The sequence below is a fragment of the Acetobacter thailandicus genome, assembly GCF_011516655.1.
In the GTDB taxonomy this organism is placed as follows: Bacteria; Pseudomonadota; Alphaproteobacteria; order Acetobacterales; family Acetobacteraceae; genus Acetobacter; species Acetobacter thailandicus.
This window is the reverse complement of the sequence record NZ_WOSV01000004.1, coordinates 109,179-136,177: the sequence shown is the minus strand read 5'-3', so window position 1 is coordinate 136,177 and position 26,999 is coordinate 109,179. Positions and strand designations below refer to the sequence as shown.

Annotated in this window: 26 protein-coding genes, 1 tRNA gene and 4 pseudogenes; 13 read left to right on the top strand and 18 right to left on the bottom strand. The window is 49.7% G+C overall.

Going from position 1 to position 26,999, the window contains the following annotated elements; genetic code table 11:
• Positions 1 to 15 precede the first annotated feature (15 nt).
• Positions 16 to 2,805, top strand: a complete 2,790-nt coding sequence (locus GOB58_RS07505) for a bifunctional aconitate hydratase 2/2-methylisocitrate dehydratase (RefSeq protein WP_173559790.1) — start codon at positions 16 to 18, stop codon at positions 2,803 to 2,805.
• Positions 2,806 to 3,238: 433 nt separating this feature from the next.
• On the opposite strand, the gene GOB58_RS07500 is transcribed toward GOB58_RS07505, so the two are convergent.
• The 3 genes and pseudogenes from GOB58_RS07500 to GOB58_RS07490 all read right to left on the bottom strand — a co-directional run.
• Positions 3,239 to 3,517, bottom strand: coding sequence for a hypothetical protein (locus tag GOB58_RS07500; protein WP_173559789.1), 279 nt, complete (start codon positions 3,515 to 3,517; stop codon positions 3,239 to 3,241).
• A 163-nt stretch (positions 3,518 to 3,680) separates the two neighbouring features.
• Positions 3,681 to 3,980 (bottom strand): hypothetical protein, encoded by a 300-nt coding sequence (locus GOB58_RS07495; protein ID WP_173559788.1) that lies wholly within the window; start codon positions 3,978 to 3,980, stop codon positions 3,681 to 3,683.
• Between the two features lie 251 nt (positions 3,981 to 4,231).
• Positions 4,232 to 4,635, bottom strand: a pseudogene (locus GOB58_RS07490) (transposase); the annotation flags it as partial.
• A 239-nt stretch (positions 4,636 to 4,874) separates the two neighbouring features.
• Between GOB58_RS07490 and GOB58_RS07485 the strand changes: the two are divergent.
• Entirely contained in the window at positions 4,875 to 5,144 is a 270-nt protein-coding gene (locus tag GOB58_RS07485) for a hypothetical protein (protein WP_194299665.1), read from the top strand.
• Between the two features lie 61 nt (positions 5,145 to 5,205).
• On the opposite strand, the gene GOB58_RS07480 is transcribed toward GOB58_RS07485, so the two are convergent.
• From GOB58_RS07480 to GOB58_RS13350, 4 genes and pseudogenes are all read right to left on the bottom strand, one after another.
• On the bottom strand, positions 5,206 to 5,904 hold the full coding sequence (locus tag GOB58_RS07480) for a GAD-like domain-containing protein (protein WP_173559787.1): 699 nt from the start codon (positions 5,902 to 5,904) through the stop codon (positions 5,206 to 5,208).
• Between the two features lie 10 nt (positions 5,905 to 5,914).
• Positions 5,915 to 6,058, bottom strand: a pseudogene (locus GOB58_RS13355) (polymorphic toxin type 15 domain-containing protein); the annotation flags it as partial.
• A 505-nt stretch (positions 6,059 to 6,563) separates the two neighbouring features.
• Positions 6,564 to 6,722: pseudogene (locus tag GOB58_RS13080) on the bottom strand (IS6 family transposase); the annotation flags it as partial.
• Positions 6,656 to 6,811 carry a hypothetical protein gene (locus GOB58_RS13350; protein WP_407651751.1) on the bottom strand — a complete coding sequence of 52 codons (156 nt, stop codon included), beginning with the start codon at positions 6,809 to 6,811 and terminating at the stop codon, positions 6,656 to 6,658. The gene GOB58_RS13350 and the pseudogene GOB58_RS13080, both read right to left, overlap by 67 nt.
• On the opposite strand from GOB58_RS13350, the gene GOB58_RS13220 reads away from it, so the two are divergent.
• Positions 6,758 to 7,027: a RusA family crossover junction endodeoxyribonuclease gene (locus GOB58_RS13220; protein ID WP_407651755.1), complete on the top strand. Its 270-nt coding sequence runs from the start codon at positions 6,758 to 6,760 to the stop codon at positions 7,025 to 7,027. The genes GOB58_RS13350 and GOB58_RS13220 overlap by 54 nt on opposite strands.
• A gap of 22 nt (positions 7,028 to 7,049) precedes the next feature.
• Here the strand turns inward: GOB58_RS13220 and GOB58_RS07465 are convergent.
• The 5 genes and pseudogenes from GOB58_RS07465 to GOB58_RS07445 all read right to left on the bottom strand — a co-directional run bounded on the left by GOB58_RS07465 (position 7,050) and on the right by GOB58_RS07445 (position 9,942).
• Positions 7,050 to 7,756: pseudogene (locus GOB58_RS07465) on the bottom strand (IS5 family transposase).
• A gap of 330 nt (positions 7,757 to 8,086) precedes the next feature.
• Positions 8,087 to 8,177: transfer RNA gene (locus GOB58_RS07460), tRNA-Ser, on the bottom strand.
• 65 nt (positions 8,178 to 8,242) lie between these two features.
• Positions 8,243 to 8,905, bottom strand: coding sequence for a phosphoribosylanthranilate isomerase (locus GOB58_RS07455; protein WP_173559786.1), 663 nt, complete (start codon positions 8,903 to 8,905; stop codon positions 8,243 to 8,245).
• A 3-nt stretch (positions 8,906 to 8,908) separates the two neighbouring features.
• Positions 8,909 to 9,613, bottom strand: coding sequence for an orotidine-5'-phosphate decarboxylase (gene pyrF / locus GOB58_RS07450; RefSeq protein ID WP_173559785.1), 705 nt, complete (start codon positions 9,611 to 9,613; stop codon positions 8,909 to 8,911).
• The gene (locus GOB58_RS07445; protein WP_086553701.1) at positions 9,610 to 9,942 is read right to left on the bottom strand and encodes a lipopolysaccharide assembly protein LapA domain-containing protein; all 333 of its coding nucleotides are present in this window, start codon (positions 9,940 to 9,942) and stop codon (positions 9,610 to 9,612) included. The genes pyrF and GOB58_RS07445 overlap by 4 nt, the downstream gene beginning before the upstream one ends.
• A gap of 260 nt (positions 9,943 to 10,202) precedes the next feature.
• Between GOB58_RS07445 and GOB58_RS07440 the strand changes: the two genes are divergently transcribed.
• From GOB58_RS07440 to GOB58_RS07415, 6 genes are all read left to right on the top strand, one after another.
• Complete coding sequence (locus GOB58_RS07440) at positions 10,203 to 10,706, top strand: protein-export chaperone SecB (RefSeq protein ID WP_086553722.1); 504 nt, start codon at positions 10,203 to 10,205, stop codon at positions 10,704 to 10,706.
• A gap of 64 nt (positions 10,707 to 10,770) precedes the next feature.
• Positions 10,771 to 11,436, top strand: a complete 666-nt coding sequence (locus GOB58_RS07435) for a glycosyl transferase (RefSeq protein ID WP_173559784.1) — start codon at positions 10,771 to 10,773, stop codon at positions 11,434 to 11,436.
• Between the two features lie 98 nt (positions 11,437 to 11,534).
• A complete protein-coding gene (locus GOB58_RS07430) occupies positions 11,535 to 12,932 on the top strand; it encodes a dipeptidase (RefSeq protein ID WP_173559783.1) in 1,398 nt (465 codons plus the stop codon).
• Between the two features lie 19 nt (positions 12,933 to 12,951).
• On the top strand, positions 12,952 to 13,923 hold the full coding sequence (gene pdxA, locus GOB58_RS07425) for a 4-hydroxythreonine-4-phosphate dehydrogenase PdxA (RefSeq protein ID WP_173559782.1): 972 nt from the start codon (positions 12,952 to 12,954) through the stop codon (positions 13,921 to 13,923).
• Positions 13,920 to 14,657, top strand: a complete 738-nt coding sequence (locus GOB58_RS07420; protein WP_173559781.1) for a pyridoxine 5'-phosphate synthase — start codon at positions 13,920 to 13,922, stop codon at positions 14,655 to 14,657. The genes pdxA and GOB58_RS07420 overlap by 4 nt, the downstream gene beginning before the upstream one ends.
• 90 nt (positions 14,658 to 14,747) lie before the next feature.
• Positions 14,748 to 15,905: an MFS transporter gene (locus GOB58_RS07415; protein ID WP_173559780.1), complete on the top strand. Its 1,158-nt coding sequence runs from the start codon at positions 14,748 to 14,750 to the stop codon at positions 15,903 to 15,905.
• 56 nt (positions 15,906 to 15,961) lie between these two features.
• Here GOB58_RS07415 and pyk read toward each other — a convergent pair whose 3' ends face one another.
• The 4 genes from pyk to GOB58_RS07395 all read right to left on the bottom strand — a co-directional run bounded on the left by pyk (position 15,962) and on the right by GOB58_RS07395 (position 19,739).
• Entirely contained in the window at positions 15,962 to 17,398 is a 1,437-nt protein-coding gene (pyk, locus tag GOB58_RS07410) for a pyruvate kinase (protein WP_086553695.1), read from the bottom strand.
• A gap of 29 nt (positions 17,399 to 17,427) precedes the next feature.
• Complete coding sequence (locus tag GOB58_RS07405; protein WP_233133268.1) at positions 17,428 to 18,399, bottom strand: SH3 domain-containing protein; 972 nt, start codon at positions 18,397 to 18,399, stop codon at positions 17,428 to 17,430.
• Between the two features lie 87 nt (positions 18,400 to 18,486).
• On the bottom strand, positions 18,487 to 18,966 hold the full coding sequence (locus GOB58_RS07400) for a DsrE family protein (RefSeq protein WP_173559779.1): 480 nt from the start codon (positions 18,964 to 18,966) through the stop codon (positions 18,487 to 18,489).
• Positions 18,963 to 19,739, bottom strand: coding sequence for a HesA/MoeB/ThiF family protein (locus tag GOB58_RS07395; protein WP_173559836.1), 777 nt, complete (start codon positions 19,737 to 19,739; stop codon positions 18,963 to 18,965). The genes GOB58_RS07400 and GOB58_RS07395 overlap by 4 nt, the downstream gene beginning before the upstream one ends.
• A gap of 203 nt (positions 19,740 to 19,942) precedes the next feature.
• Between GOB58_RS07395 and GOB58_RS07390 the strand changes: the two genes are divergently transcribed.
• Positions 19,943 to 20,560: a DUF2939 domain-containing protein gene (locus GOB58_RS07390; protein WP_173559778.1), complete on the top strand. Its 618-nt coding sequence runs from the start codon at positions 19,943 to 19,945 to the stop codon at positions 20,558 to 20,560.
• Between the two features lie 66 nt (positions 20,561 to 20,626).
• Here the strand turns inward: GOB58_RS07390 and GOB58_RS07385 are convergent, their stop codons facing one another.
• A complete protein-coding gene (locus tag GOB58_RS07385; RefSeq protein ID WP_086553720.1) occupies positions 20,627 to 20,857 on the bottom strand; it encodes a DUF3126 family protein in 231 nt (76 codons plus the stop codon).
• Between the two features lie 347 nt (positions 20,858 to 21,204).
• Between GOB58_RS07385 and GOB58_RS07380 the strand changes: the two genes are divergently transcribed.
• The 3 genes from GOB58_RS07380 (at position 21,205) to GOB58_RS07370 (ending at position 25,951) form a co-directional block, all read left to right on the top strand.
• On the top strand, positions 21,205 to 21,744 hold the full coding sequence (locus GOB58_RS07380) for a hypothetical protein (protein WP_143216343.1): 540 nt from the start codon (positions 21,205 to 21,207) through the stop codon (positions 21,742 to 21,744).
• 318 nt (positions 21,745 to 22,062) lie between these two features.
• Positions 22,063 to 23,853: an alginate export family protein gene (locus tag GOB58_RS07375; protein WP_173559777.1), complete on the top strand. Its 1,791-nt coding sequence runs from the start codon at positions 22,063 to 22,065 to the stop codon at positions 23,851 to 23,853.
• Positions 23,854 to 23,968: 115 nt separating this feature from the next.
• Positions 23,969 to 25,951, top strand: coding sequence for an OPT family oligopeptide transporter (locus tag GOB58_RS07370; protein WP_173559776.1), 1,983 nt, complete (start codon positions 23,969 to 23,971; stop codon positions 25,949 to 25,951).
• Here the strand turns inward: GOB58_RS07370 and GOB58_RS07365 are convergent.
• Entirely contained in the window at positions 25,948 to 26,751 is an 804-nt protein-coding gene (locus tag GOB58_RS07365; RefSeq protein WP_086635450.1) for a universal stress protein, read from the bottom strand. The two genes, GOB58_RS07370 and GOB58_RS07365, sit on opposite strands and share 4 nt — an antisense overlap.
• Between the last annotated feature and the right edge of the window lie 248 nt (positions 26,752 to 26,999).

Here is a 26,999-nt window from a genome sequence, read left to right as displayed (position 1 = left end):
GACGTTGGAATTGCCATGAACGCCTACTCAGATTACCTGGCCGAAATTAAGGACAGAAAAAATCAAGGACTTGCTCCCAAGCCAATCGACGACGGTGGGCTGGTTCGTGACATTATTGCGTTAATTGAGGACGCCGGTAACGAGCACCGTGCTGATGCCCTTAAATTCTTTATTTACAACACACTGCCAGGCACAACCAGCGCCGCTGGTGTGAAAGCAGAATTCCTTAAAAAAATTGTTCTGGGCGAAACAGTTGTCCCGGAAATTACACCAGCTTTTGCTCTTGAGCTGCTTTCACACATGAAAGGCGGCCCGTCAGTTAAAGTTCTGCTCGACATCGCACTTGGTGATAAGGGTGAAATTTCTGCCCAGGCCGGCGAAGTGCTGAAAACCCAGGTATTCCTCTACGACGCTGACATGTTCCGTCTGCGTGACGCCTATAAAGCTGGCAATGCCGTCGCAAAAGACGTACTCGAAAGCTATGCCAGGGCTGAATTCTTTACCAAACTACCTGCCGTAGAAGACGAAATTAAAGTTGTGACGTTTATCGCTGCTGAAGGCGATATCTCAACTGACCTTCTGTCTCCGGGTAACCAGGCACACTCCCGCTCAGACCGTGAGCTGCATGGTCAGTGCATGATCTCACCTGAGGCGCAGAAAGAAATCGTTGCGCTGCAAAAGAAACACCCTGATGCCCGGGTGATGATGATTGCCGAAAAAGGTACAATGGGCGTTGGCTCATCCCGTATGTCAGGCGTGAACAACGTTGCGCTCTGGACCGGCAAACAGGCCAGCCCTTATGTTCCCTTTGTTAACTTTGCTCCTATCGTCGCGGGCACTAACGGTATCTCACCGATTTTTGCAACCACAGTGGATGTGACCGGCGGTATCGGTATTAACCTGAAAAACTGGGTTAAAAAAACCGACGCAGACAACAAACCTGTGCTGGACAAAGACGGCAACCCGGTTCTTGAACAAAAATTCTCAGTTGCGACCGGCACTGTTCTGACTATTGATGTAAAAAACAAGCAGCTTCGTGACGAAAATGGTAAAGAGCTGGTTGATATTGCCTCTTCATTTACGCCTCAGAAACTGGAGTTCATGAAAGCCGGCAGCTCTTATGCTATCGTTTTCGGCAAAAAGCTCCAGACGTTTGCCGCTGAGACTCTTGGCGAAAAAGCGCCCAAGGTTTTTGCTCCCAACAAAGAAATCACAGTTGATGGCCAGGGTCTGACTGCTGTTGAAAAAATCTTCAACCGCAACGCTGTTGGTGTCACACCGGGTAAAGTCCTGCATGCAGGTTCAGACGTCCGTGTAAAAGTAAATATCGTCGGGTCTCAGGACACGACCGGTCTGATGACTGCACAGGAACTTGAGGCAATGGCAGCGACTGTCATTTCTCCTCTCGTAGACGGTGCCTATCAGTCTGGCTGTCATACGGCTTCAGTTTGGGACAAAAAAGCACAGGCAAACATTCCGAAACTCATGAAATTCATGAATAATTTCGGTCTGATCACTGCACGCGACCCAAAAGGCGTCTATCATCCGATGACAGACGTTATTCATAAAGTTCTGAACGACATCACGATTGATGATGCCGCGATCATCATCGGTGGTGACAGCCACACCCGTATGTCTAAAGGCGTTGCTTTTGGCGCTGACTCAGGCACCGTAGCCCTTGCACTGGCCACGGGTGAAGCAACAATGCCCATCCCTCAGTCTGTTAAGGTCACGTTTAAAGGCAAAATGCAGCCACACATGGACTTCCGTGACGTGGTGCATGCAACACAGGCGCAGATGCTTAAGCAATGTGGCGATAACGTTTTCCAGGGGCGCATTATCGAAGTACATATCGGCACACTGCTCGCTGACCAGGCCTTTACCTTCACCGACTGGACGGCTGAGATGAAGGCAAAAGCAGCGATCTGTATCTCGCAGGATGAGACGCTGATAGAATCGCTTGAAATTGCCAAGTCACGCATTCAGATCATGATCGACAAAGGCATGGACAATGCCGCCGGTACGCTGAAAGGCCTGATTGCTAAAGCTGACAAGCGTATTGCTGAGATCCGTTCAGGTGAAAAACCTGCTCTGACCCCTGATGCAAACGCAAAATATTTCGCTGAAGTTGTTGTTGACCTTGATCAGATCAACGAGCCTATGATTGCTGATCCTGACGTAAACAACCCTGATGTGTCTAAGCGTTATACCCATGACACTATTCGCCCTGTTTCCTATTATGGCGGCAATAAGAAAGTTGACCTTGGGTTTGTTGGTTCGTGCATGGTGCATAAAGGCGACATGAAAATTGTTGCTCAGATGCTCAAAAACCTTGAAAAAAATCAGGGTAAAGTTGAGTTTAAAGCACCGCTTGTCGTTGCCGCACCAACCTACAACATCATTGACGAGCTGAAAGCAGAAGGCGACTGGGAAGTTCTGGAACGTTACTCTGGCTTTGAATTTAACGATGATAAGCCAAAAGCAGCAGCACGTACAGAATACGAAAATATTCTGTATCTGGAACGCCCTGGTTGTAACCTGTGCATGGGTAACCAGGAAAAAGCCGCTAAGGGTGATACCGTTCTTGCAACGTCAACCCGCCTCTTCCAGGGACGCGTTGTTGAAGACTCCAGCGTAAAGAAAGGAGAATCGCTTCTGGCCTCAACACCTGTTGTTGTGCTGTCTGCGATCCTTGGACGTATACCTAACGATGAGGAATATAAAGCTGCTGTCGAAGGGATTGACCTCACCACTTTCGTCCCGCCGAAAGCGACACCTCTCGATTCAGCCTCAGTTCACTACTAAAATATCCACCAATGTTCAGACCCTGCGGGTCTGAACATTTCGGGTGCTTCGGCTTCTGTGCTTCTCTCTGCTTGCAGGGAGAGAATAGATGCGACGATATGGCCTGAGTGACAGCCAGCGGGAGCGGACAAAAAATCTTCTCCCGGGGTCATGAAGGCCATGTCGACGGGATAACTGACGATAGCAGTTTATTTGTGAAAGCGGTTCTGTATCGTTACCATGCCGGCATTCCCTTGCATGATCTGCCTGTCCGTTCTGATAGTTGAAAAACGTGCACCGGCGCCTGCGTAGCTGATGCAAGAGTGACGTATTTGAGCAGATTTCCGGCATCTGGCAGGTTATGCTGAAAGGTCAGAGTTACCGCTCAGTCCTTTCGCTTTTTCTGTGAAGCAGTCTTTTCTGTTAGAAAAAACAAAGGTTAAAAATCATATCCTTATGATATATAAGGAAGTAATGCCTGAAATATAAGCACCAAAGGTATAGATACACTTACATATATAGATCTTAATTTACTCTTTTTTTTCCACTTTTTTTGCTCTTCATCAAAGGGCCACATCGCCAGACCTACCATTGTAGATAAAATCAAAACAAAAGGCCATAAATCATACCCTTTAAAAAACTGCCAATATGAACATAAAATGAATGAAATACCTACAATACCTGAATGTTTATAAGAAAAATCTCCTATCACTTTTATAAGTGATGAAATCATTATTTTATTTTCCGGCGTTCAAGGTCAAGGTCAAGGTCAAGGTCAAGGTCAAGGTCAAGGTTATAAATTGGCCAAAGTGTTTTGTGTTGATAATCTTTTCTAAGATCAACAGGTAGCACTGCGGCTGCTATCTTCCCTCCTACACCACTTGCAACTGATTTCGCTATGCTGGTGCTAAACGAGACATAACCGCACCAGCCGCAAGCATTTCAGGCATTACTGCTGTCATTATTGCACCAGAAACCAAACCAAAAACAGATATCATTGCCAGTTTTGCAGCATCTATATAATAACTTGGAGCATGGTAAGTGCTTTGTATATTCTGAATTTCACCATCAAAAATTTGCGTAGCATAGGTTGCAAACTCAACTTCAGATAACGCAAAAGGATAGGATTCAGGATCAATAATAATTTTATCCATAATAAACAGAAGGCTCATAGCAAGCCTCTGATAAGACTGCATATCTCTAGCCTGACTTGTAAATCCAATATTTTTTAAAGTGGCACAGAATGCATAAACTTTAAGTTGCGATCTAAGCTGCTCACGAAATCTTGGGTCAAATCTTACGAAACACATACCCAGAATAAAACCTGGGTCTCCTGGTCAATAAGGTTGGCATTCAAGAGCGTCCTGTTTCTTTTTTTTCAGCTTCTGCTCTTTGTTTTTGAATGATTTTTTATTCTTCCTGCCACCTTAAATTATACCAGAGGGTGTTATGCACTTTGCGTGAGCAGTCGGGCTGCGTTTTTCAACATGAAACCAGCGAAGGCTACGATGTGCATTGCGGCAAGTGTTGAAACGCAGCGCTCGTAGTCTTTCACGAGCCTTCTGCACCGTGTTGCCCACGCGAATGATCTTTCCACGATCCATCGTCAGGGCAACAACACAAAACCCCGTTTTGTCTGAGGCCGCCTGACGATTTCGATGGTAATATTGTGCTCTTCAGCGGCTTCCGTTGCTTTTGATCCGGTATAGCCCTGTTTGCCAGAGTGACGTGCAGGGCAAGAAGATGCCCCAGGGTATCGACCGCCATATGCAGCTTCGATCCGTTCTTTTTTTTCGCGCCATCATACCCGGCACGCGATCGACTCTCCGGAGTTGAACGCAATGTCCGACTGGAAGCAGGATATAAAGGAAGCTTCTGAAAGTCTTTACAAAAAAACATAAAATCAGCGATTTAAAACTTAAAAATGATATTATATTGTTGTTATTAATAGATATTTATAAAATAAAGTATCATGACAAAGACGGAATAACTTACTTATAAGCAAATTACAGATAATAGTGGAACTGTTCGTGTAAGTGTTCCTTTAAACTCTCTGTCTTCCCCGAACACACAGGGTGAACGAAGAAACAATGTCGACCATGCGACTAGCCATAGTTAGTTTACAAAAAGAATTAAACCGTCGAACAGAGAATGCTCAAAAAGATAAAAATTACCTTAAAGAACTACACGATAAAAATACTGATTTAAGAATATGTCTGGCTATAGCTGAGGCACTTTTAGCTGAACGCGATCACCCTACGTTCACCTCTAACGTAGAAAGTAAACAAAAATCAGGTATTCCGGTGAACGAACGGGGTGAGTGTTCACCCCGTTCGTGGTGGAAACGTTTCTTTACTTAAACCGGAATTTTATGGTTATTTTAAACAAAAGTCAGAACACATAAAGAAATATAAATTACCTCTATGATGTTGTTTCGCCAGCATTACGGACAAATTCCGTATTATCCTGTTCATTTTCGCGAAGAATCCGTAAATTACCCATCTGAGCAAGAAGTATAAAATGAACCCGAGCATCGACGATCTGGATATGTTTCACCGATGCAGAACCACCAAGTGCGAGTGCCGGAAAAAAACCGTAGCATTTATCTAAAGTCACTTCGCCAATCTTATCAACAGCTTCTTCAAATAACGAAGGGTATTGATCATCAGATGGTTCAATATAAAAATATTCAGGGTATTTAATTCCAGCCACAACTGTGCTTAACGGAAAATTTTCTGTTCCAAATGTATTAAAATCAATTTTCGGAATACTCATTGTTAAATATGGTAAACTGACTTCACAGCGCTGAAAACGTTCATTCCAAATTAAAAGATCTCCAAATGCAGAATATCCAATTATATGAGTTTTTTCTGGAATAATATCCGGATCACCAGAGAACAGAATATCTACTATTCCTGAGTAATCAGAAGGAATACAAAACTGAAATTTTCCGTTTAACCATGTTCCAATACCATATTCCTGCCAGAATAAAATAAGATCGTTAGGAAGTTTTCCCTTATATTTTTCACAAATTTTCTCTGGCACATCTTTTCTGTAATTTAATTCACCATATTTCTTAATATATTTTCTTATATCAAACTTTGGGTATGTATCTGCCATTTTTTCCTCTTTAGAATTCACGAAGATCTATATTCATCAGCTTCTTTCCAGCATCCTTTGCTTTCTGAGCTGCTTTTTTCAACTGTTTCCATCTCTTCATTTTACTGGATGGACCTTTCTTACTCCATTGAGAACCAAGAGATGAGTTGACCCGCGATGATCCCTGCCGGTGGAGCCGTAAGTTCGACCCTACCTATGCTGCGGGCCGTGGATCAGGAGGGCTATGCTCTCGATGAAACCCTCCAGACACGGCGTAATGACGCCTTTCAGGTCTTTCACTCGCCAGTTCGTCAGTAAAGCGGTTCTGTTTTCTTTCTATGAAGAATTAAAAAAAGATAAAATAAAAATTTTTTCTATAATTTGAACTATATCTTTTATTATCGGTTCCATTTTTTCAAAAAGATTATTTTTTATAACTTCATTTTTTTATTTTTAATTGCATTTATTTTTATATCAGCAAAATATTAATATAATGAACCTAATATTCATAATATATATACAATATTTCTTTTCAATAGTTTCTTTTTCACTTTCAATTAATTGGCTGTGCATTATTTTATCATAATAAAATGGAGGGTTCTAAAAACCCTCTTTTGGGGTCAATTTAAAATCATAACCAATTGATATTATTGTTGTCCAAAAAAATTTACGGAGGCTTTTCAGGAGGTGCAGATCCCAAACTGCCTTTCGATCAGGCGCACTACTCCCATAATGCCCTCCTGAGACTGGAAGAGTTTGACCTGCCCCGTTTTTAGTGCGCGCATGGCCTCAAAACCTTTGATCGTCGTATAAACAGTTTTAAGACTTTTGAAGCCGCGAAATCCCAGTCCATGTCTTCTTTTGTTGCGGCCTCATTCAGGGGAAAGTCAGTCATAATCTGAAGCGATTCGAAAGGAACCAGTCCCATTATGAGAAGGTCGGTGAACGTCTCTTCACGAAAATTCCGGCTGTTGCCGGTCAGGTACTGCCGGTCAGCAGGCCAGACATAGATAACCAGATGAAGACCGCCGCTGATGCTTTAAATCGTATCATGTGGAATGATGATGTACAGATTGTCGATGCTCACCTGACACGCCGTTACGGGCCGCAGAGCATGACTGTCATTGAGGTACGTCCGCTGTGACAGGACTGACTAGGCTCAGGACTCATTCTTTAAGATAGAAGATGAAGCTTGCAGCGATATAGATTGCGGACATGAAGGTATGAGTGCAGCGATCATATCGTGTTGCCACCCGTCGCCAGTCTTTGAGCTTTGCGAACATGTTTTCGATCAGGTGACGCTTTTTATACAGATGCCAGTCGTAAGGTGGCTTTGATTTCCGGTTCTTCTTCGGCGGAATACAGGCTGTGATAGTGCGTTCTGCAAGCCATAACCTGATCCTGTTGCTGTCATAGCCCCCTGTCCCCGATGATTTCTTCTGTCTTGTCGGGTAGATCTGCCAGCAGCACGTCTGCGCCTTTGAAGTCACTGACCTGTCCTGCAGTCAGATGCAGGCGGACAGGCCGCCCCGGATCATCGCACATGGCATGCAGTTTTGAGTTCAGACCGCCTTTTGTGCGTCCGGTATGGCGAGGAAAAGCCCCTTTTTAAGCAGAGAGGCTGCCGTTCTGCCAGGGTTTTAAAGATCCTGTCAAAGACACCCAGGCGGCTCCAGCGAATGAAGCGATTATATAAGGTCTTGTGCGGGCCATACGCTTTGGGAGCATCTTTCCACTGAAGCCCGTTGCGGATCACATAAACGATCCCGCTCAGAACACGCCGGTCATCCACGCGGGGCACGCCGTGCGCCAGAGGAAAAAATGGCTCAATCCGCTCCATCTGACGTTCAGACAGTAAAAATACATCACTCACAGGCTCATCCTCCATCGGTAAGCCTGTGAATCACAATCTCTCGCTCAGTTCAATGAATTAATAGGTCCTGAGCCTAACAGGAGACGGCCCCTGCTCAGTATGCGGGTGTCAGGAATGGTATAAGCGGGCAGATGATTATGACCCGTCAGAGGGATGGGTATGCATGGTCTGCCGTCCCGCGCCCTCCGGTGTGTTAGTCACGCCAAAGCACAAAGGGGATTAAGAGGACGCAAGCCGCCCTAGCGATCGTTTTAAGAGGGGGTACAAAAGGGGTAACGATTTTAGGAAATTCGTTATCTCTTTGTTTTTATTGGATATTTTATAAGAGTATGGCGGAGAGAGAGGGATTCGAACCCTCGGTACGCTATTAACGTACACACGCTTTCCAAGCGTGCGCCTTAAGCCGCTCGGCCATCTCTCCGGCGCGCACCGGTAATAGCAAGCCTGACGAAACTGGCAAGAGAAATTTTCACTTCTCAGGGTATTTCAGACAGAAAAAGCATCATAGCGGGCATTTCTGATAAAAGCCTTAATCGCTTCAGGACTTTTTTGCCCAGGGGAGACCTCAACACCGGAGGACACATCAACCGCAGGTGCGCCCGTCTGCCCAATAGCCTGAGCCACGTTATGCGGTGTCAGACCACCTGCCAGCATCCATTCAAAATCAGGAGTCCAGCCAGTCAGAACAGACCAGTCAAGCATAACGGCATTACCACCAGGGCGATCAGACTGAGCAGGTGGCTTAGGTTCGATCAAAAGCCGGTCAGCAAACAACATCTCTGCCTCCGGCAGGTCGCTCCGCCGGGTAACGGCATATGAAAGCCAGACAGGCAACCCAAAACACTGCTGTATCTCACTCACCCGTGCAGGACTAGCATAAACCTGTAGAACATCAAGCGAAACATAGTCCAGTACACGGGCTATGTCATCATTCTCAGGGTGCACAAATAACCCTACCCGCTCAGGCCCGCCGGCATGACGTAATGATAAGGTCTGTGCCCGCTGCGGGGCCACATTGCGCGGTGAACGATCAAAAAAAACAAAACCAACCCAGTCAGCCTGATGCTCAACACAGGCATCAAAACCTGCCTCTTCTGTCAGGCCACAAATTTTAATACCTCTGCGCGTCAAGCTGCTCGGCTGTATCATGGGTTAACCTGCCAGCTCTGCTGCAATCGCACGGGCTGCTTCGGCCGGGTCAGCAGCCTGAGTAACAGGGCGCCCCACAACAATCCAGTCGGCGCCAGCATCACGTGCCTGCGCAGGCGTCATAATACGCTTCTGATCGCCGGCCTGACTACCTGCCGGGCGAATACCAGGTGTAACCAGCAAAGGTGCATCCCCCAGCGCGTCACGCAACGGACTGAGTTCATGAGCCGAACACACCAGACCATCCATTCCTGAAGAAACGGCGAGCTTACCAAGACGCAGCACCTGGTTGCGTGGGGTATCATTCACACCTGTTTCTGCAAGGGCCTGATCATCAAGGCTGGTAAGCACTGTCACGGCCAGCAGAGCTGGTCTCTCCCCTTCAGGAAAGGCCTCATCACAGGCTTTGCGTGCGGCTTCCATCATGGCGCGGCCGCCAGAGGCATGCAGTGTCAGCAAACGCGGGCGCAAATGCGATAATGCCCGCACTGCTGAACCCACAGTATTAGGAATATCATGCAGTTTCAGGTCGAGAAAAAGCGGTACGCCACCCGCAACCTCTGCCATCGCGTCAAGCCCGGCTGAATAAGCAAACTCAAGCCCCAGCTTCACAGCTCCGGCAGCAGGCCCCACGGCACCTGCCCAGGCGCGTGCCTGAGCAACATCCTGCGTATCAAGAGCAACGATAAGACCGGTATGACGTTTCATGTTCTGACAGACTCTTCTGTTAAAGAATCAGGTGTATGGGCGGCAGGTGCGACATCAGAAATACTCGCGGCCTGCACCTTAAGAAGCTGAGCCTCAAGCTCTTTCACACGTTGTTCAGCTTTGCGCGCGCGCCGCCTTTGCCCAAGCTCAGACACCCAGAAGCAAAAAGCGCCGATAAGAAACGCTATCGCTGACACTACGAGCGCGAACACACCAAGCGAGCACCGCCAGGTATAGATCATCAGCCACATATTCTGAGGGTCCTGATTACTGGCACAAAATACCAGCAAAACAAGCAGGAAAGGGATAACTACAAACAACCTGATCATGTTTTTTCTTGTAACCTTACACCTGAAAAAAGGACAAGGGAGCCCTCTTCATACAGGGCCACCGGCAAGAAAGATATGATCTTTCTTTTATGTCTTTACCCTTTCTGCAAAAGATCGGACATCTTTTCTGACAATGCTTTACCGATGCAGACTCGAAAAGGCGTTATGTTGCTGCTATACAGTATTTTCAGAATTCTGGTCTCGTTTCAGCAACAAAAAACAAGACGGCCATACATAAGGAACAGGGAGTTTTTATAATTATGTCCCGCCATAAAAGAAAGTCCGGGTCCTCCCATAAAGGTTATACTGAGCCACAGAGGAAACCACAAATACTGACAGGCCTTCAGTATAATAAATCCGTCACATTTCAGGTTATGAATGCACCTGCTATTTATAACATCGCTAAAGAGCGGCCTCACATGGCCATCATTGTTGATGTACGGGCCAGCCAGCTGACGAAAGACCAGCCAGATTTTGAGGTTGAACTTATTTTGCAGTGCCGCGGGCAAAGCAGCAATCCGCCTGCAGGTGAAGAACCCACTACATTTTTCGAGACCTCTCTCACCTATGCAGGCATTTTCACGCTTGTGAACTCCACCCCCGAAAGTCTGGAACCTCAACTCCTGGTTGATGCTCCGCATATACTCTTTCCGGGAGCACGGCATGTTCTTTCCACTCTCAGCCGCGAGGCCGGCTTTCTGCCTGTCATCATACAGAAGATCGACTTTGCAAAACTATGGCAGGAACGAAAGGTGACCGTCTGAGTTCCACATCTTTATAGAAACACAAGCTATTCTACCCTCTCTCTGAAAAACAGAAAGTCAGTCTATGACCACAGCTCCTGACGCAGCACTCTGGCATAAATTTGATGCAGCCTGGTACCGCGATGAATACAAAGAGGTGCTCGGGGCAGACCTGCTCCGGTCTTCCGATGATAATCTTCAAAGCTGGTACCACAAAGAAGGGGCTTTTTCAGGTCATTCACCCAACCCTTATTTTCATGAAGAATGGTATCGCCAGAATAGTTCAGACGCCCAGCAGGCCCTTAGCAGCGGCGCCCTGCGTTCAGGCTTCGAGCATTATTGTGCGCATGGCTACCGGACTGAATCGCCTCATTATCTCTTCTCCGAGCGCTATTACCGTGCACAAAACCCTCATCTTTCTGATGAGGCCCTGACTGCCGGCGGCTATGCCAACGGATATGACCATTATCTGCGCGCAGGCGACAAAGAGCACCTCTCAGGCCATATTTTTTTCAACCCGGCTGTTTACTATAAAAACTGCGGCTTATCCCCTGACACACAGCCACTGTCACCCTTCAGACATTTTCTGCTCAGCAATCGCAATCTGCCTGATCAGATTATGATTTCTGAACATTTTGATCCTGTATGGTATAGCCTGATCAACCCCACGGCCCGAACGATGGTCTCCTTTGGTTTCATGCCCAATTTGCTGTATCTCTTTCTCAACCAGTTTTCACCTGAGGCTTTTTAGGCCTTAGTCCACTTTTCACACTACAGGTCACATGCTGGTATTCATCAGCCCGGCCACTGACCCTATTATTTTTTGAGACAACAGGACGACCAACACTCATGACACTCAATGCTGCATTGCTCCAGGCCGACAAAGACCTTGATGTCAGCCTGAACCGTCTTTTTGAGCTGCTGCGTATACCCAGCATTTCAACACGACCTGAAAATGCACCTGATTGCCGAAAAGCTGCTGAATGGCTTACCGCAACCCTGACAGACACAGGGTTTGAGGCCAGTGTACGCAACACGCCTGGCCACCCGATGGTTGTTGCTCACATTAAAGGCCCGGCAGATGCTCCTCATGTGCTGTTTTATGGCCACTATGATGTACAGCCTGTTGACCCGCTAAACCTGTGGCATTCTGACCCTTTTGAGCCAGCTATCGTCACGACACCTTCTGGCGAAAAAGAAATAACGGCACGTGGAGCCGCTGACGATAAGGGCCAGCTTATGACCTTTATCGAGGCCTGCCGCGCACTTAAAACCACATGCGGCACTCTGCCTCTTAATGTCAGCATTCTTCTTGAAGGTGAGGAAGAATCCGGCGGAGAAAACCTGCTGCCGTTCCTTCAGGCTAACAAAGATGAACTAAAAGCTGATGTTGCCCTGATTTGCGACACCAACATGCTCAGCGGTGGCAAGCCGGCGATCACCACCATGTTGCGTGGTATGACCGGCGAAGAGGTTACACTGACAGCCGCTAAGCGTGACCTGCACTCCGGCATGTATGGCAATGCCGCCCGCAACCCCATTCAGGTACTGTGTGACATCCTCTCTGACATGCGTGACGGCGCAACCGGACGCGTCACCCTGCCTGATTTTTACGAGGGCGTGCCTGTTATCCCTGAAGAAACACGGGCGCAATGGTGTGAAATTGCCTCTGAAACAGGTGATAGTCTTAGCCCTGTTGGTTTGAGCATTCCGGCTGGTGAAGCTGGTTACTCAGCCCTTGAGCAGACATGGAGCCGACCCAGCTTTGAAATTAACGGCATCAGCGGCGGCTATGAAGGAGAAGGTTTTAAAACCGTTCTGCCCTCAAAAGCTTCTGCAAAAGTCTCTTTCCGTCTGGTTGGCGATCAGGATCCTGAGAAAATCCGCACAGCTTTTCGTGCTCACGTGCTGGCCCGCCTGCCCGCTGACTGCACAGCAGAATTTATAAGTCATGGCGGATCACAGGCCAGCATGGTCTCTCCTGACATGCCATTTCTTCCCCCTGCCCTCGCCGCACTCGAAGCCGAATGGCAGAAACCTGCAGCCATTACAGGATGTGGCGGATCTATTCCCGTTGTCACTGAAATTCAGCAGGCTCTGGGTATGACCTCTCTGCTAATCGGGTTTGGTCTTGATGACGACCGTATTCACTCACCCAATGAGAAATATAACCTGAGCAGTTTCCATAAAGGCATCCGTTCATGGATCCGCGTTCTTTATGCCCTGACAGGCCAGGCCCCCGCCTGACATAACGGAGAAGCATATTATGCTGGTTCTGACACAGGGTGACCCTGCTGGTATCGCCCCCGAAATAACAATCGGGGCCTGGCAGGCTTTGCGCAATCAGGAGCCGGCATTTGTGTTTCTCGGTGCGCCAGAACTACTGGCGGGACGTGTACCGGTACAACTTATTGAAAAACCATCTCAGGCCCAGGCTGTTTTCGCACACGCTGTACCGGTTATCCCCCTGAAACTTAACACCCCTGCGGTGCAGGGGCAGCCTGACAGCCGTAATGCTGAAAGCATCATCACCAGTATCAGCGAGGCTGTCAGACTCGTTCAGACTGATGCCGCGACAGCACTGATTACAAACCCTATCAGTAAAGATGTACTCAAACAGGCAGGCTTTGCTCATCCTGGCCATACCTCTTACCTGGCTGAGCTGTGTCATACCCCGGGTGAAGATGTCATGATGCTTGCTGGCCCGTCCTTACGGGTTGTACCTGTCACAGTGCATGTATCGCTCAAAACAGCTATTTCCCAGCTTTCCCCGGAGCTGATTATCAAAACAGCCCGTACCACCGCATATGACCTGCGTCATAAATTTGGCATTACCTCACCCCGCATTGCTGTGGCTGGCCTTAACCCTCATGCCGGTGAAAACGGACTGATGGGCACAGAAGAACGCGATATTATTCTGCCAGCGATCAAAACGCTCCAAAATGAAGGGCTAACGGTGACAGGACCTTTCCCGCCGGATACACTTTTCACACCTCAGGCACGCAAAAACTACGACGTTGCCCTGTGCATGTATCATGATCAGGGGCTTATCCCGCTCAAAACCCTTGATATGGCCGAAGGTGTGAATGTTACGCTCGGCCTGCCCATCATCCGCACCTCGCCCGATCATGGCACAGCTTTTGATATTGCAGGCAAAGGCATTGCTGACCCGTCAAGCCTGCTGGCGGCCATTCGCCTGGCCAGCACACTGGTTCATAACAGAAAGACATATTCATGACTTCTGCTCTTCGCCCCGCTGTGCGCCTTGGTGTTAATATCGACCATGTTGCCACTGTACGTAATGCACGTGGCGGAGCGCACCCCGACCCGGTCGCTGCTGCCCTGCTGGCTCAGCACGCCGGGGCTGATGGTATTACTGCTCATTTACGCGAAGACCGTCGTCACATTCGCGATGCAGACCTGACCCACCTGCGTGATGCCCTGAAAATTCCACTCAATATGGAAATGGCCGCGACGACTGAAATGGTACAGATTGCCAGCACGCTCAAACCACATGCCTGCTGCATCGTACCTGAACGCCGTGAAGAGTTAACGACTGAAGGCGGTCTGAATGTTGCGGGGCATCTGAGCACCCTGACACATCAGGTGCAGAGACTTATCGATAAGGGTATTCGTGTCTCTCTCTTCATTGACCCGGACATGGCACAGATTGAAGCAGCCCATAAAACAGGAGCCCAGGTCATCGAGCTCCATACAGGCGCATATGCTGAGGGCCACCAGGCTGATGAACTGACACGCTTAAAAAACGCAGCAACGACAGCGCATACTCTCGGCCTTGAAGTGCATGCAGGACACGGTCTGACATGGGAAAATGTCGGCCCGATTGCGGCTCTTCCAGAAATCAGAGAACTCAACATCGGTCATTTTCTCATCGGACAGGCTATTTTTGATGGACTACCAGCCGTTATCGCAGAAATGAAACGTCGCATTGCTCTGGCTGCCAGTGCCTGAACAATATCTTTTAACGATTACCCAATAAGGAAAAACCGGCACTGATCTGCTCAGACTAAAGCTCAGGCAGAGCAAAGGCCTTACCAGATCATGTCTGACACCACACTTCCCTCCGCCCGGCTGGCAACCATCACATCAGGCTGCCTGATGATGGTTGCTGTCATTTTTGGTCTGACATACGGGCTGAGCGGGCCACTTTTCATGCTGGAGCTCACAGAACGCGGGTACAGCACACAAACTGTTGCTATTAACGCCATGATGCATGCTCTTGGTGTGTTGCTTATCGCTCCTTTCCTGCCTCACATTGCTGTGCAGTTTGGCCCGCGCCGCCCTGTCATGCTTGCATTATGTTTCCTGGCATGCGTCTTACTGGCATTTCCGTTCATCACCTCTGCGTCTCTCTGGTTCCCGTTGCGCACTGGCATGGGCATGGCAACGGAAACCCTGCTCATTCTTTCAGAAAGCTGGCTAAATCAAATGACACCGGACACTGTGCGTACCCGTACCATGGGTCTGTACAGTGCTATGATGTCAGCTGGTTTTGCTCTCGGGCCACTGCTGCTGGGCTTAACAGATCGCCATAGCTTCACACCCTTTCTTATAACCTCGGGCCTGCTGTTACTGACATTTGGTCTGATCGCCATGCCATGGGTTCAGATACCTCAGAAACATGAATCAACACAGCATACCGCTCTGTGGCGTTATATTGCCCTTGCTCCGATAGCTATAAGTGCAACATTGCTGCTCGCTATGCTCGAGGCATCAGGCTCTTCTTTTCTGTCCCTCTATGCCATGCAAAATGGCTGGCCTGAAAAACAGGCTACTCTTTTACTGTCTGCCATGCTGCTTGGGGCAATATGCTTTCAGCTCCCGCTTGGCTGGCTTGGTGACCGCATCAGCCGCCGCCATCTGCTTATTGCACTTGGCACGCTCTCCTGCCTGGGTGCGCTGCTCTGGCCTGTCGGCATTGCACATCAGCCCTGGGCCTATGTGATTTTGTTTATATGGGATGGGCTGTTCGCTGGCCTCTACACCATTGTTATGACTGTTGTAGGCAGCCGATACCAGGGAAAAAACCTTGTCGCAATTTATGCTGTGAGTTCAGTCGCCTGGGGTGCCGGCACCTTTATTGGCCCTGAAGCGGCGAGTACTGCCATGGGCCTGACATCAAACGGGCTGCCGCTCTTTGTCTCGATAGCCTGCGGGCTTTTTACATTACTGCCTGTATTTCTTAAAAAAAGTGCCTGACAAGCCGGAAAAACAGCCTGTCAGGCGCCCAAAAACTCTCAGTAACGCTTTATCAGTCAGGGAATTTTAGCAACGCGCAGCAGGTTAGTTGACCCGGCAACACCAAAGGGCAACCCTGCTGCAATAACAATAGAGCCACCTGAGCTGCCAACGCCCGCCTTAGCGACGACATCCTGCGCAACGTCCACCATACTTTCAACACTGGTGACAGATTTACCCTGCCCGCCGAGGAAAGCTCTGACACCCCAGACAAGTGCCATACGACGCGCAGCCTCATGTGTTGGTGTTATGCCCAGAACAGGGCACAGAGGACGTTCACGTGCAATACGGAACGCTGTCGCACCGCGATGCGTATACGCTACAATGGCAGAGGCTTTCAGCGTGTCAGCAACCTGCTGTGCTGCACCGGCGATAGCATCAGCAACAAAATCTTCCGGTGCCAGACGCGCAACAGACATAGATGCCTGCCACTCAGGATCCTGCTCGATGCGCCAGATGATACGGTTCATGATCCGCACAGCTTCACGCGGATACTGACCGGCAGCAGATTCAGCTGACAACATCACCGCATCAGCACCATCAAACACAGCCGTAGCCACGTCAGAGGCCTCAGCACGGGTTGGCGTAGGTGCCGAAATCATACTTTCAAGCATCTGTGTTGCAACAACAACCGGCTTACCCAGTTTACGGGCGAGACGGATAATACGCTTTTGTGCAAGTGGGACGTTCTCAGGTGGCAGCTCAACACCAAGGTCACCACGGGCCACCATCACGGCATCTGTCAGCTCAAGAATAGCTTCGAGATTTTCCATAGCCTGAGGTTTTTCGAGCTTAACCAGAAGGTTTGCACGGTCACCAACCAGAGCACGGGCCTCGCTGACATCCTCAGGGCGCTGCACAAATGACAGCGCAACATAATCAACACCAAGGCTGAGTGCGAACTCAAGATCACGGCGGTCTTTAACGGTCAGAGCCGGGATTGGCAGTGCCACATCAGGAACATTCACCCCTTTGTGGTTAGAGAGAACGCCGCCAATTTCAATACGGGTTTCGAGCCAGTCCGGTCCGATTTTTTCAACAACGACGGCCAGTTTACCATCATCCATCAGCAGACGACTGCCAGGACGGGCCACCCGGATAATTTCAGGATGAGGCAGCTGTACGCGGGTTTCATCACCCGGCTCATCGTGAAGATCAAAACGGAAAGGAGCACCGCTTTGCAGCGTGACCTTACCATCTTTAAATTTACCAACACGCAGCTTTGGACCCTGCATGTCTGCCAGAATGCCGATTGGTTCACCCAGTTCAGCCTCAACACGTCTGACTATAGCGTGTCGCGCTGCATGATCTTCGTGTGAACCGTGCGAGAAATTAAAACGGAACACATCGGCTCCGGCAACAGCCAGATCACGAATGGTCTCATAATCAGAGGATGCCGGGCCCAAGGTTGCTACAATCTTGGTCCGACAATGAAGGGCGTGTTGTATCGACATTTCTTGTCCTTATTTTGCCGTACTCTGCCTCAGGAAGGAGTAATGACTTCTCCTGCATCAATCCCCCACATATCGCGGCGCAGTACCCAGCCACTATATGGTCTGACGGAGACTTTGCACCAGTCACTTCCTGCGGCACATTCTTTTACTGATCCGACCGTACCTGGCCTGAGAACCGCAACAACAGCTGACGACTCTTCAGGACTCTTCTTCAGGAAGACAGCCTGCTTGATTTTTTTAGCCTCGGCAAGGTCTGTCACACTTCCTGTTACGCGACTGTCCATATGACCTGAAACCGGAATTTTATTGCCATTTTTATCAACTTTATCGGGTATGGGGCTTTCATCGCCAGGCGGCTCACCTGGCACAACAAAAGACCGGCTGCCGGAAACAACAGCCTGCTGCACCCAGCCTTTCTGGCCACTTTCATCTTCAACCAGACGCCATACATCGAACTCACGCTCAATACGCAGCGGCATGCTACGGCGATGATAAACCCACAGAATAGGAAAACGCCGCCCGGGGCCTGCACGCATATTCACCTCGTCAGCACGCAGGGACGCATAGCGTGGCAATGGCAGGCCGGTAACTGTGCCTTTAGGGGCTTCAGGCGTCTGAGGCACGTCAGGCACAGGCGGAGCAGCAGCAGAGGGGCTCTCCGCCTTCTGCACCGCAGCAGCGGCACCAGCAGCAGCAACTGCGCCCGCACCCGCGGCAGCAACGGCATGTTTCCTGTGAACAGCAGAATGATGCACAACAGGTGCAGGGTGCGCTTTATGCGCATCATGGTGAGCTGCTGTTTTCTGATGTTTCTTCGCCGGCGGAACGGCTTTTTTATCGGATGAGTGTTTCTTCGGGTTCCTGTGATGCACAGCATGAGAAGGATGCGACGAAGTACTTTGCGTTGCGGCAAAGACATCAGAAGCAGCGACAACACACCCCAGAGTCCCCAGGGCAGCGTACAAACGCAAATGGCGAGACAACAGAATTTCAGACATCATAGCAGCATCCCTGCCAAGAGAGAGCAAAGACGACAAGAGTCTTCATGCAAATTTGTATTTTTATAACACTGCACCACGCCATTTTACCTAGAAAACTGCCAGCCTGGCACCCTGAGAGAGTTCAAGGAAACCAGGCAGCCCTATAACCGTAACCGCATCACACAACTGATCTTCAGAAATTTTCATACTCCTGATCCCGGAGTCGCAAACATGAAAAGAAGCCTCATCAAATTCAAACAGCGCCTCACGCAGGGTTTCAATACCGGCAACCCCGGCTTCAAGCCGTCCTGCCTCACGCTCACTCTCTTCAAGCCCTGACCAGTCTTTACAAAACGCGCGAGTGCCACTGCCCATGCCAAACAATATGACGCGCTGCCCAAGTGCGCAGGCCGTAACAGCCAGCATCAGAGCAGCATGAATCCTCTCATAGCGGGCCTCGACAAGCATAAGGGCAATAGCCGGAGAATGCTGCATTCTCCCGTTTCTATCTTCACCAGTCATATTCTGCCCCACACCGGAGGAAGAAAATGTCTGAACACCCATGTGAGAAGATGCCGCTTTTTTCATTCTGATATCTCCTGTTTACCACCACATACCGGACAGGACGGATCCTGCTTCAGAGTAATCGTCGTAAAACGTGTACTAAGGGCGTCCCACATCAGCAACCGGCCTGACAGACTCTCCCCAAGACCCAGAATTTCTTTGAGCGCTTCAGTCGCCTGCAGGGTGCCCATCACACCAGTCACAGCACCAAACACACCTGCCTCGCTACAGCTTAACCCGGCGGCGTCACCATCAGTCTCCGGATAAAGACAATGATAACAGGGCCCGCCCTGCCAGGGACGATAGGTCGAGAGCTGCCCGCCAAAGCGCTGCACTGCCGCTGACACCAGTGGACGACGTGCCCGCACACAGGCAGCGTTTACCAGGTAACGGGTGGAGAAATTATCAGACCCGTCGCAAACCAGATCATAACGCCCGATAATCTCATCACAGGTCTGTTCTGATAAACGTACATTCCAGGTATCTACGGTAATGTCAGGATTCAGCGCCAGCAGCCGCGCCTTTGCTGAGACAACCTTCTGTTCGCCCACAGCTGCCGTGTTATGCACAACCTGCCTTTGCAGGTTTGACAGTTCAACGACATCATCATCAACCAGACCAATGCGACCTACCCCTGCGGCAGCAAGGTATAATGCAACAGGTGAGCCAAGTCCCCCTGCCCCCACGACCAGAACAGAAGCCTTCCTGAGCGCGAGCTGACCTGTTCCCCCAACCTCAGGCAGCAGAATATGACGGGAATAACGCTGAATTTCTTCCTCAGTAAACTCAGTATCCATCATAATGTTAACCTTTCATTGCCACGCCTGAGAATAACTTTGCACCTGCCACAGAACACCCTGACAGGCCATTAAGAAAATATTGCTACACCCTTAAAAAAATACCTTACAGAATCGAAATTGTATGCAGCTTATCTTTGCATATGACCTGCATGTCTGTTATGAATAGCTATGCAATTTTCATATAGGGGGAATGCGTTATTATGACCCACTACACCTCTGTCGGACAAAGTGCCCGGCTCGCAGCCCGGCCAGGACGCCACATGGCTCGCATGGTGTGTGCCGGGGCATCAATAGCCGCATTTGGCCTCTATCTGGCCTCCCCTTTTCTGACGTTGTGGTCAATCGGATCCTCGCTGAAGACACATGACATGGTCTCTCTCGGGCAGATGATTAACTGGGGAGAACTCGATACCTCTATCAAACAGCAGGCGATGGCGGGTATGCATCTGCTGCCCGCAGCAACAGACGATCTGCCTGAATTTGGCTCTTCGTTCGCAACGGAGGTCGTTTCAAATGCTGTTGATATTAACGTCTCACAGCAAAATCTTGGCACGCTGGTTGACGAGGTTCTGCCCGCTTCTGCGCAGGAGCATGCTACTCACAATCTTTCTTTTGCCAGCCTGATCAGCCAGGCTACGTTTCATTTTGAACGCCCTGACCTTTTCGTTGCCCTTGTTCATCTCCCGGGGCACGAAAATGAAACACCGCTGGAAATTGATATGCGCATCCAGCACTGGCAGTGGAAGGTGACCAGTATCAACTTTCCCGCGCCACGGCCACGCACGATGACTGCATCAGCTGCACCGGGCAACGCCTGAGCGCTTAGTGCCTGCCTGAAGGCTGGTTATTTTACTGTTTAACCAGCCTTCAGACAGATGCTTTAATCAGCTGGCAGCAGGAAGATCTTCTTCAAGCAGAATCAGATTAACTGCATAAGAAATTTCCCCCTCTTCATCATCACGATGAATAGTGCCTATAACCTCGCCGTGAACAGCCAGCTCAACTGACATACCAGCACGTGGCGGCGGGTTAACTGTCAGACCGGGTGACCCCAGAAGACGGCGCAATGCGACCTGCAGGCGGGTAATTTCGGAAGGAGAAGGACTGTTACTCATGATCATGATCCTCAGAAAAAAGTTACGGGCCAGAGCCAGTCTGCTCACCAGAGCATAATGTGACGTTCAGGCCTGATACCGCAACATAACCCACACGATCAACAGCTCTCCCGCTCCCTCCTCTTTTAACCGTTGCCTTTAAGACACGCCTTTTTCTGCCGCAACCTTACCTTTCTCGTGCCTTTCTGAAGCCATTTTGTAACGGCTTCATAGGCAGCAATAACAAACACTAACAGAAGGACTACGCTGCTTTACATGCTGTTAACCACCTGATCATTCCGCAGATGATGACCTTAACACTCTCAAAAACAAAATTTAAAAAATATACTTCGGAAAAGAGGCGCAGAATGAAACCGGGCCGCACGCTTGCTCTGACACTCCTTATTGGCTGTACCCTTGGGCTTATCGTTTTAACAAGCCGGGAAAAGCCTGCTGATATACCAGCGCCAGCGAAGACGGTAACCTCATCAGAACATCTTATGAATATGATCAAAGAGAGTGGTGTAAGGCAGACAGCCAGAGAACTTGATAAAGCACATGACTGGTCGCAGGTCAGAAAGGTTATCACCACCGGGCAGGATAATACCCGCGAAGTTGTTGCCGCATTGCTACCCCTGGCAGACCAGGCAACAAACCGCTCACTGTTGCAGACAGCCCGCTACAACCTGCCCAGGCACCCCGTACAGATTCTGAGTGCATCAGAATACACCGATGCCACACCAGGCGGCGCGTTCAGGTTAGAAGGGCTGTGCAATGCAGCAGGCATGTCTCACGCATGGCAAAGCCGGACCCGCGAAGCATTAAGCAACCTGCATGACGTAAGGCTGGCCTCTCGTGTGAACGACTGTCTTAATGCGCTCAGACAAAGCAACCATAACAGCTTCTGAAAACAAAAAATTCTTAACACACGTAAATGAGATATGACATCAATACATATCTCATATACGTTGAACGCAGAAAAAAAATAATAAGCATAGCCGGATACAATACCTAACTATGCTACCAGGAAGAGTTTGAAATTATGTTCACTGACCAGCACATGCGAACAGTCCGTTTTCTTGCCCGAAGACACTATCAGGTCACCACACAGTAATATACAACCGGCCTTCTACACACTAACGAGTTGTGTAATTATGTGTCGTTACTACCTGAAATAAGAAAATTTTTATTTCCTACCCTCGTGACATATTTCATCCGGGCATATTATGGAAAAAAAACACCTTTCTCTGCTTAAAGCAGGTTTCGGGCCCTGTTTACTGCCCTGTTCCTTCATACTGCTGACAACAGTGATAAGCGCTTCTGCTCACGCAAAAGACGCAACCACACCACTGATAAACCCACACTCCCCTGCGTCAACGCTCGTACGCCATCACACTCACGGTCAGATTGCCACAATCAGCAGTGTAACCGCACCACATAATCAAAGCCGATCTCCTGCACAGAAGCCTGCAAAAGAAAGTAGCTTCTGGGATGCTGAAATGCTGCCTCCCCTCAGCAGCCGTTCAGAGGCTTATGGCTACCCGCAAATGCTCGAGCTGAACGCGGTCCCTCCCAGCCTGCTGCACCAGGGGCCATGGGGCGTATTCAATACCAACTCAGGAGCGGCGGCAGGCTGGGGCACTGTGGCTTACTACTCGAATGTACGATGGGCTGAAGACTGGTCTCGTCTGCGCAATGACAAAAACCGGAATAAATCGCTTGAGGCTCTGAAATTCATTCCTTTTAATAAGGATGAAACTGTTTACATGACCCTCAGCGCTAATTTTGAAAATCGTAATTTTTATGACCAGAAAGCCGGTCTGGGTACAGTACGAAAATCCCCGGCATATCGTAATACACTGCGCTGGAGCGCAGGTGCAGACTTACATCTTGGGAAGCACGTACGCCTGTATGGAGAGCTTCTTAGTGGGCAGGCCGGGGGCGTTAACTACTACGGATATGCAGGCGGACGCTGGCGCAGTAAAATTGACGCACAACAGGCTTTTATCGAAGTTAAAGGGCATATGCTCGGTGCAACTATGGGCGCCATGGCCGGGCGCATGGTCTTTCTTGATGCACCTGCCTACATCACGGCAGGGTCAGTCTACCCGACCGTACCCTATTCATGGAACGGTTTACGCGGGTATGCTTTCTGGAAAAATTTCAGGGTCGATATTTTTGATCTTATGCTGACAGATACCAGTAACCCTGTTGCATTTCGCAATAAAGTCGGATGGAAAACTCGATTATTTGGTGCCTATACATCTTACGCCTTACCAAAATTCCAGTTAATGGGGCAAAAAAGCCAGATTTTTATTGATGCTTTCTACATGGGCTATCTGCTGGCTAACAGCTCCATACCAGGGGCAACCAGCAACATTGCGGGTTCAACCCACCGCGATACACCTGGTGTAAAAATATGGGGCAACGCTGGTCACGTTGAATTTTCAACTGGTGCTATGTGGCAGGGCGGTAATTTTCAGGCAGCAAACAATGGACCAAAACGCTCAGTTTCAGCCTATTTTCTGAATGCGACAGTCGCCTGGCGTTTTAGCAAATGGTGGAGCAGACCAGCAATTGGTATACAGGCGGATGATATCTCAGGCGGCAACATGCACAAAAGTGCCACCAGCAAATGGGGGGGCTTTCTCAGCCCGTTTGTTCCCTCTGCCTTTTATCTTGACCAGAGCGTTGCATTCGGCCTGTCAAACGTCATTGACGTAGGGCCGGTTATCACCCTGGCGCCCACACAGAACACAAGCCTGCTTCTGAAAGTGCCGGTTGTATGGAGACATACTACAAATGATGCTGTGTATAACAACGCCAGCACTGCCTATAATTTTCGCCCTCACGGTGGCTACAGCGCTACCCTGCCGCAAGCTAACTTTACGTGGCGGGCTACCAGAAACCTGACCTACAGCATTGGCGCTGAGTATGTTTTTGCTTCAAAAGCACTGGTACAGTCGGGGGCGTCTTCAGGAGCGTTTGTTCTGGGCACTGCTGACGTAACATTCTGATCATGCCGGGCCAGGATTCCCTTTCATTACGACTTCATTTCATTTTCAGGCAGACAGACAGGTGATATCTCTTTAGTAAAGCTCATCCGCCTGCCTGTATAACGAGATCAGAGAAATGTCGTCACCTGCCAGAACCACCAGAGAACTCACACTGCGCGCGCTTATTCTTGGCGCACTTATTACTGTTGTTTTTACAGCATCAAATATTTATCTGGGTTTGCGTATTGGCCTGACCTTTGCCTCTTCTATTCCGGCGGCTGTTATTTCAATGGCTGTTCTGCGTGCTCTGGGGCGCAGCTCTGTTCTTGAAAATAACATTGTTCAAAGTCAGGCCTCAGCTGCCGGCACGCTATCGTGCGTTTTTGCCACCTTTCCCGGTCTCATCATGACAGGAATATGGAGCCATTTCCCATTCTGGCAGACCGCAGGCATCTCTCTCGCAGGGGGGATTGCAGGGGTTTTATTCACTGTTCCTCTCCGTCGCGCACTGGTGGCAGACAGCGCTTTGCCTTATCCTGAAGGCGTAGCAGCAGCAGAAATTTTGCGTGCCGGCAATTCAGGCGAAAACAAAAAAGGACTTAATGCGCTGATCAAAGGCAGCACAGCCGCTGCCCTGTTTACATTAGGCAGCAATGGCCTGCGCCTGTTGTCAGACAGTGTATCAGTTACAGCCAGCGCAGGCGCTGCCGTGTTTCAGATAACCGGCGGCCTCTCTCTGGCACTACTGGGTGCTGGCTACCTGGTCGGGCTAACCGGTGGACTGGCCATGCTTTTCGGCTGTGTTCTGGCATGGGGCGGTGGCGTGCCATGGCTTACAGCCCATACACCTAACCCTGAACATCTTGTCCCCGCTGCATTCGCACAGTCTGTCTGGTTACATAAAGTGCGTTTTGTCGGCGCCGGCGCTATCGCTATGGCCTCTGTCTGGACACTGGTTGAGCTGGCAAAGCCAGTAGCCCGCGGGCTGCAAAGTATTGTGCGTACACGCCATCAGACCTCTGCCGGCCCGGAAGAAGATAAAGACCTCTCTTTCCGCAGCCTGCTTGCTCTGCTCGGACTGACAACAGTAATGCTGGGCAGCCTGTTTACTTTTTTTCTTACCCCGTCATCTGACCCGATCTGGCCAATCGTCATTGCATCTGTTTTATTCTGCATTATCTTCGGTTTTATCATGGCGGCTACATGCGGCTATATGGCAGGAATTGTCGGCTCATCTTCCTCACCAATATCAGGCATTATTATTATCGCAGCGATGCTCTCTGCCCTGATGCTGCTGGCCCTGGAAGCCTTCCGGCTTATGCCTGCCCATATGATGCTCGACCAGCAAAAGCTTGCAACAGGCTTCACCATTCTCATTCTGTCTGCCATTACCGCAACGGCAGCCATTTCAAACGATAACCTGCAAGATCTTAAAACAGGTCAGCTTGTTGGTGCCTCCCCCTGGAAACAGCAAATTGCCCTGATTGCCGGCTGCGTCGTTGGTGCGGCAGTTATCCCCCCGGTGCTGAATATTCTCTACCAGGCATATGGTTTTGCGGGTTATATGCCCCGCCCCGGGATGGACCCCTCACACGCGCTCTCTGCCCCGCAGCCGGCATTAATTACACTCATTACAAAAGGCATTTTTACGCATTCGCTTGACTGGTCCATGCTGTCACTGGGCATGGGGCTTGGCTGTATTCTGATTATTATTGACCTGCTGTTACGCAAACGTGCCCTGGCACTGCCCCCGCTGGGGGTTGCGATCGGCATTTATCTGCCTCCCTCTGTCAGCGTTACCCTGGCAGCCGGTGCAGTGCTGGGCTGGGCCATTAAACGTCACCTGCACACAAAAAACAAACAGGATGACAGCACAACACTGCCTCAGAGCCTGCCTGAACACGACGCAGGGACCGGCACCATGCTGGCCTCGGGCTTTATTGTTGGTGAGAGCCTGACCGGCGTTGTGCTGGCTTTTATCTCATGCACGCTTGGCAAAGATGACGTCCTCTCACTGGCCGCATGGGTACCGGCTCCCGTGGCCTCAGCAATGGGATTACTGGTATTTTGCCTGCTGGCGTTATGGTTTTACCGAACGATCGTAAAAGACGCGCGTTAATGCTGTAAAAAAACAGGCAGAACTGAGTTGTGCAGCACATAGCCCGTCGTGCTGCTCACCAGCCGGTTATGCAAAGCAGCATGTTTATACCCCCCCATAACAATCAGGTCAGCCTGCCAGCGGCGGGCTTCGCCTAAAATCGTTGCTCCTGCTGCTGTGGGTGAGCTTAACCGAACGACACGTACATCCGTCACATTAACCTCTGGCATGATGTCATAAGGCCAGGGGTCCTCTCCATTCACCAGAACATGCACAGCAGCACCGGCAAGTAACGGGCGCGAAGCTTCAAAGGCACGGCGGGCACAGTCAGACTGCTTCCATGACAACATAATATTATCGCAGCAGCTCCCTCTCCAGCCATCTGGCACAAGCAAAAGTGGTCTGCCTGTTTCAAAAACAGCACTTCTGAGAATCTGCTTCTGATGTTCTGTATCTCTCTCCTGGGGCAGGTTGAGTATCAGCAGGTCAGCATCTCTTCCAAAAACCGGAATAATCACATCAGCCTTAGCCTCAGGTGCCAGCCAGTTAATTTCAGGAAAAATACCATCTGTAACAGCCTGATACAGGTTCTGACGCCACAAATTCACTCTGGCACGCCAGGCCTCAGCCCAGTCTGCCTGGTCCTCTCTGAGTAAAACAGTGCTGCTTTCTGTAAGCAGGCTTAATCCGTCCCCTGGTGGTTCACGCAGTGCCATGAAATCAATACAATCAGGCTGCAGACGTGCGGCTATCCCACTAACGAAATTCAGCATTTCTTCTGCATTTTCAGGCCGGCCCACAATAACCAGACAGCGCCTCATCTTCTTTACTCCATCAAGATGGTAAGGCGCATAGATTTTTTATTTGCCGTCAGACGCCTCTGAGACTGCATTAGAAACAATTCTCTCAAAGACACCAAGAAAAAACTAACAATCAAAGTGTGCTCGCTATGAGGTGATGAGAAAAATTTTATTCAGCTCTCGCCACAGACGCATCTATGGGCCACATTTCGCCTGCTTTACGAGCAGGCCCGACCTGCTCAGTCCTGAAACTGAAAAGGCCCGACCTA

What these genes read in the sequence shown, in the direction of transcription:
- GOB58_RS07400 (WP_173559779.1), bottom strand. Translation starts at nt 18,966, where the DNA reads ATGAAAAAAGCGGCATCTTCTCACATGGGTGTTCAGACATTTTCTTCC.
- GOB58_RS07375 (WP_173559777.1), top strand. Translation starts at nt 22,063, where the DNA reads ATGGAAAAAAAACACCTTTCTCTGCTTAAAGCAGGTTTCGGGCCCTGT.
- GOB58_RS07500 (WP_173559789.1), bottom strand. Translation starts at nt 3,517, where the DNA reads ATGATTTCATCACTTATAAAAGTGATAGGAGATTTTTCTTATAAACAT.
- pdxA (WP_173559782.1), top strand. Translation starts at nt 12,952, where the DNA reads ATGCTGGTTCTGACACAGGGTGACCCTGCTGGTATCGCCCCCGAAATA.
- GOB58_RS13350 (WP_407651751.1), bottom strand. Translation starts at nt 6,811, where the DNA reads ATGGGACTGGTTCCTTTCGAATCGCTTCAGATTATGACTGACTTTCCC.
- GOB58_RS07365 (WP_086635450.1), bottom strand. Translation starts at nt 26,751, where the DNA reads ATGAGGCGCTGTCTGGTTATTGTGGGCCGGCCTGAAAATGCAGAAGAA.
- GOB58_RS07480 (WP_173559787.1), bottom strand. Translation starts at nt 5,904, where the DNA reads ATGGCAGATACATACCCAAAGTTTGATATAAGAAAATATATTAAGAAA.
- GOB58_RS07405 (WP_233133268.1), bottom strand. Translation starts at nt 18,399, where the DNA reads ATGATGTCTGAAATTCTGTTGTCTCGCCATTTGCGTTTGTACGCTGCC.
- pyrF (WP_173559785.1), bottom strand. Translation starts at nt 9,613, where the DNA reads ATGAAACGTCATACCGGTCTTATCGTTGCTCTTGATACGCAGGATGTT.
- GOB58_RS07445 (WP_086553701.1), bottom strand. Translation starts at nt 9,942, where the DNA reads ATGATCAGGTTGTTTGTAGTTATCCCTTTCCTGCTTGTTTTGCTGGTA.
- GOB58_RS07390 (WP_173559778.1), top strand. Translation starts at nt 19,943, where the DNA reads ATGACCCACTACACCTCTGTCGGACAAAGTGCCCGGCTCGCAGCCCGG.
- GOB58_RS07415 (WP_173559780.1), top strand. Translation starts at nt 14,748, where the DNA reads ATGTCTGACACCACACTTCCCTCCGCCCGGCTGGCAACCATCACATCA.
- GOB58_RS07455 (WP_173559786.1), bottom strand. Translation starts at nt 8,905, where the DNA reads ATGATACAGCCGAGCAGCTTGACGCGCAGAGGTATTAAAATTTGTGGC.
- GOB58_RS07495 (WP_173559788.1), bottom strand. Translation starts at nt 3,980, where the DNA reads ATGCAGTCTTATCAGAGGCTTGCTATGAGCCTTCTGTTTATTATGGAT.
- GOB58_RS07380 (WP_143216343.1), top strand. Translation starts at nt 21,205, where the DNA reads ATGAAACCGGGCCGCACGCTTGCTCTGACACTCCTTATTGGCTGTACC.
- GOB58_RS07485 (WP_194299665.1), top strand. Translation starts at nt 4,875, where the DNA reads ATGTCGACCATGCGACTAGCCATAGTTAGTTTACAAAAAGAATTAAAC.
- GOB58_RS07420 (WP_173559781.1), top strand. Translation starts at nt 13,920, where the DNA reads ATGACTTCTGCTCTTCGCCCCGCTGTGCGCCTTGGTGTTAATATCGAC.
- GOB58_RS07370 (WP_173559776.1), top strand. Translation starts at nt 23,969, where the DNA reads ATGTCGTCACCTGCCAGAACCACCAGAGAACTCACACTGCGCGCGCTT.
- GOB58_RS07395 (WP_173559836.1), bottom strand. Translation starts at nt 19,739, where the DNA reads ATGGATACTGAGTTTACTGAGGAAGAAATTCAGCGTTATTCCCGTCAT.
- GOB58_RS07385 (WP_086553720.1), bottom strand. Translation starts at nt 20,857, where the DNA reads ATGAGTAACAGTCCTTCTCCTTCCGAAATTACCCGCCTGCAGGTCGCA.
- GOB58_RS07440 (WP_086553722.1), top strand. Translation starts at nt 10,203, where the DNA reads ATGTCCCGCCATAAAAGAAAGTCCGGGTCCTCCCATAAAGGTTATACT.
- GOB58_RS07430 (WP_173559783.1), top strand. Translation starts at nt 11,535, where the DNA reads ATGACACTCAATGCTGCATTGCTCCAGGCCGACAAAGACCTTGATGTC.
- pyk (WP_086553695.1), bottom strand. Translation starts at nt 17,398, where the DNA reads ATGTCGATACAACACGCCCTTCATTGTCGGACCAAGATTGTAGCAACC.
- GOB58_RS07435 (WP_173559784.1), top strand. Translation starts at nt 10,771, where the DNA reads ATGACCACAGCTCCTGACGCAGCACTCTGGCATAAATTTGATGCAGCC.
- GOB58_RS07505 (WP_173559790.1), top strand. Translation starts at nt 16, where the DNA reads ATGAACGCCTACTCAGATTACCTGGCCGAAATTAAGGACAGAAAAAAT.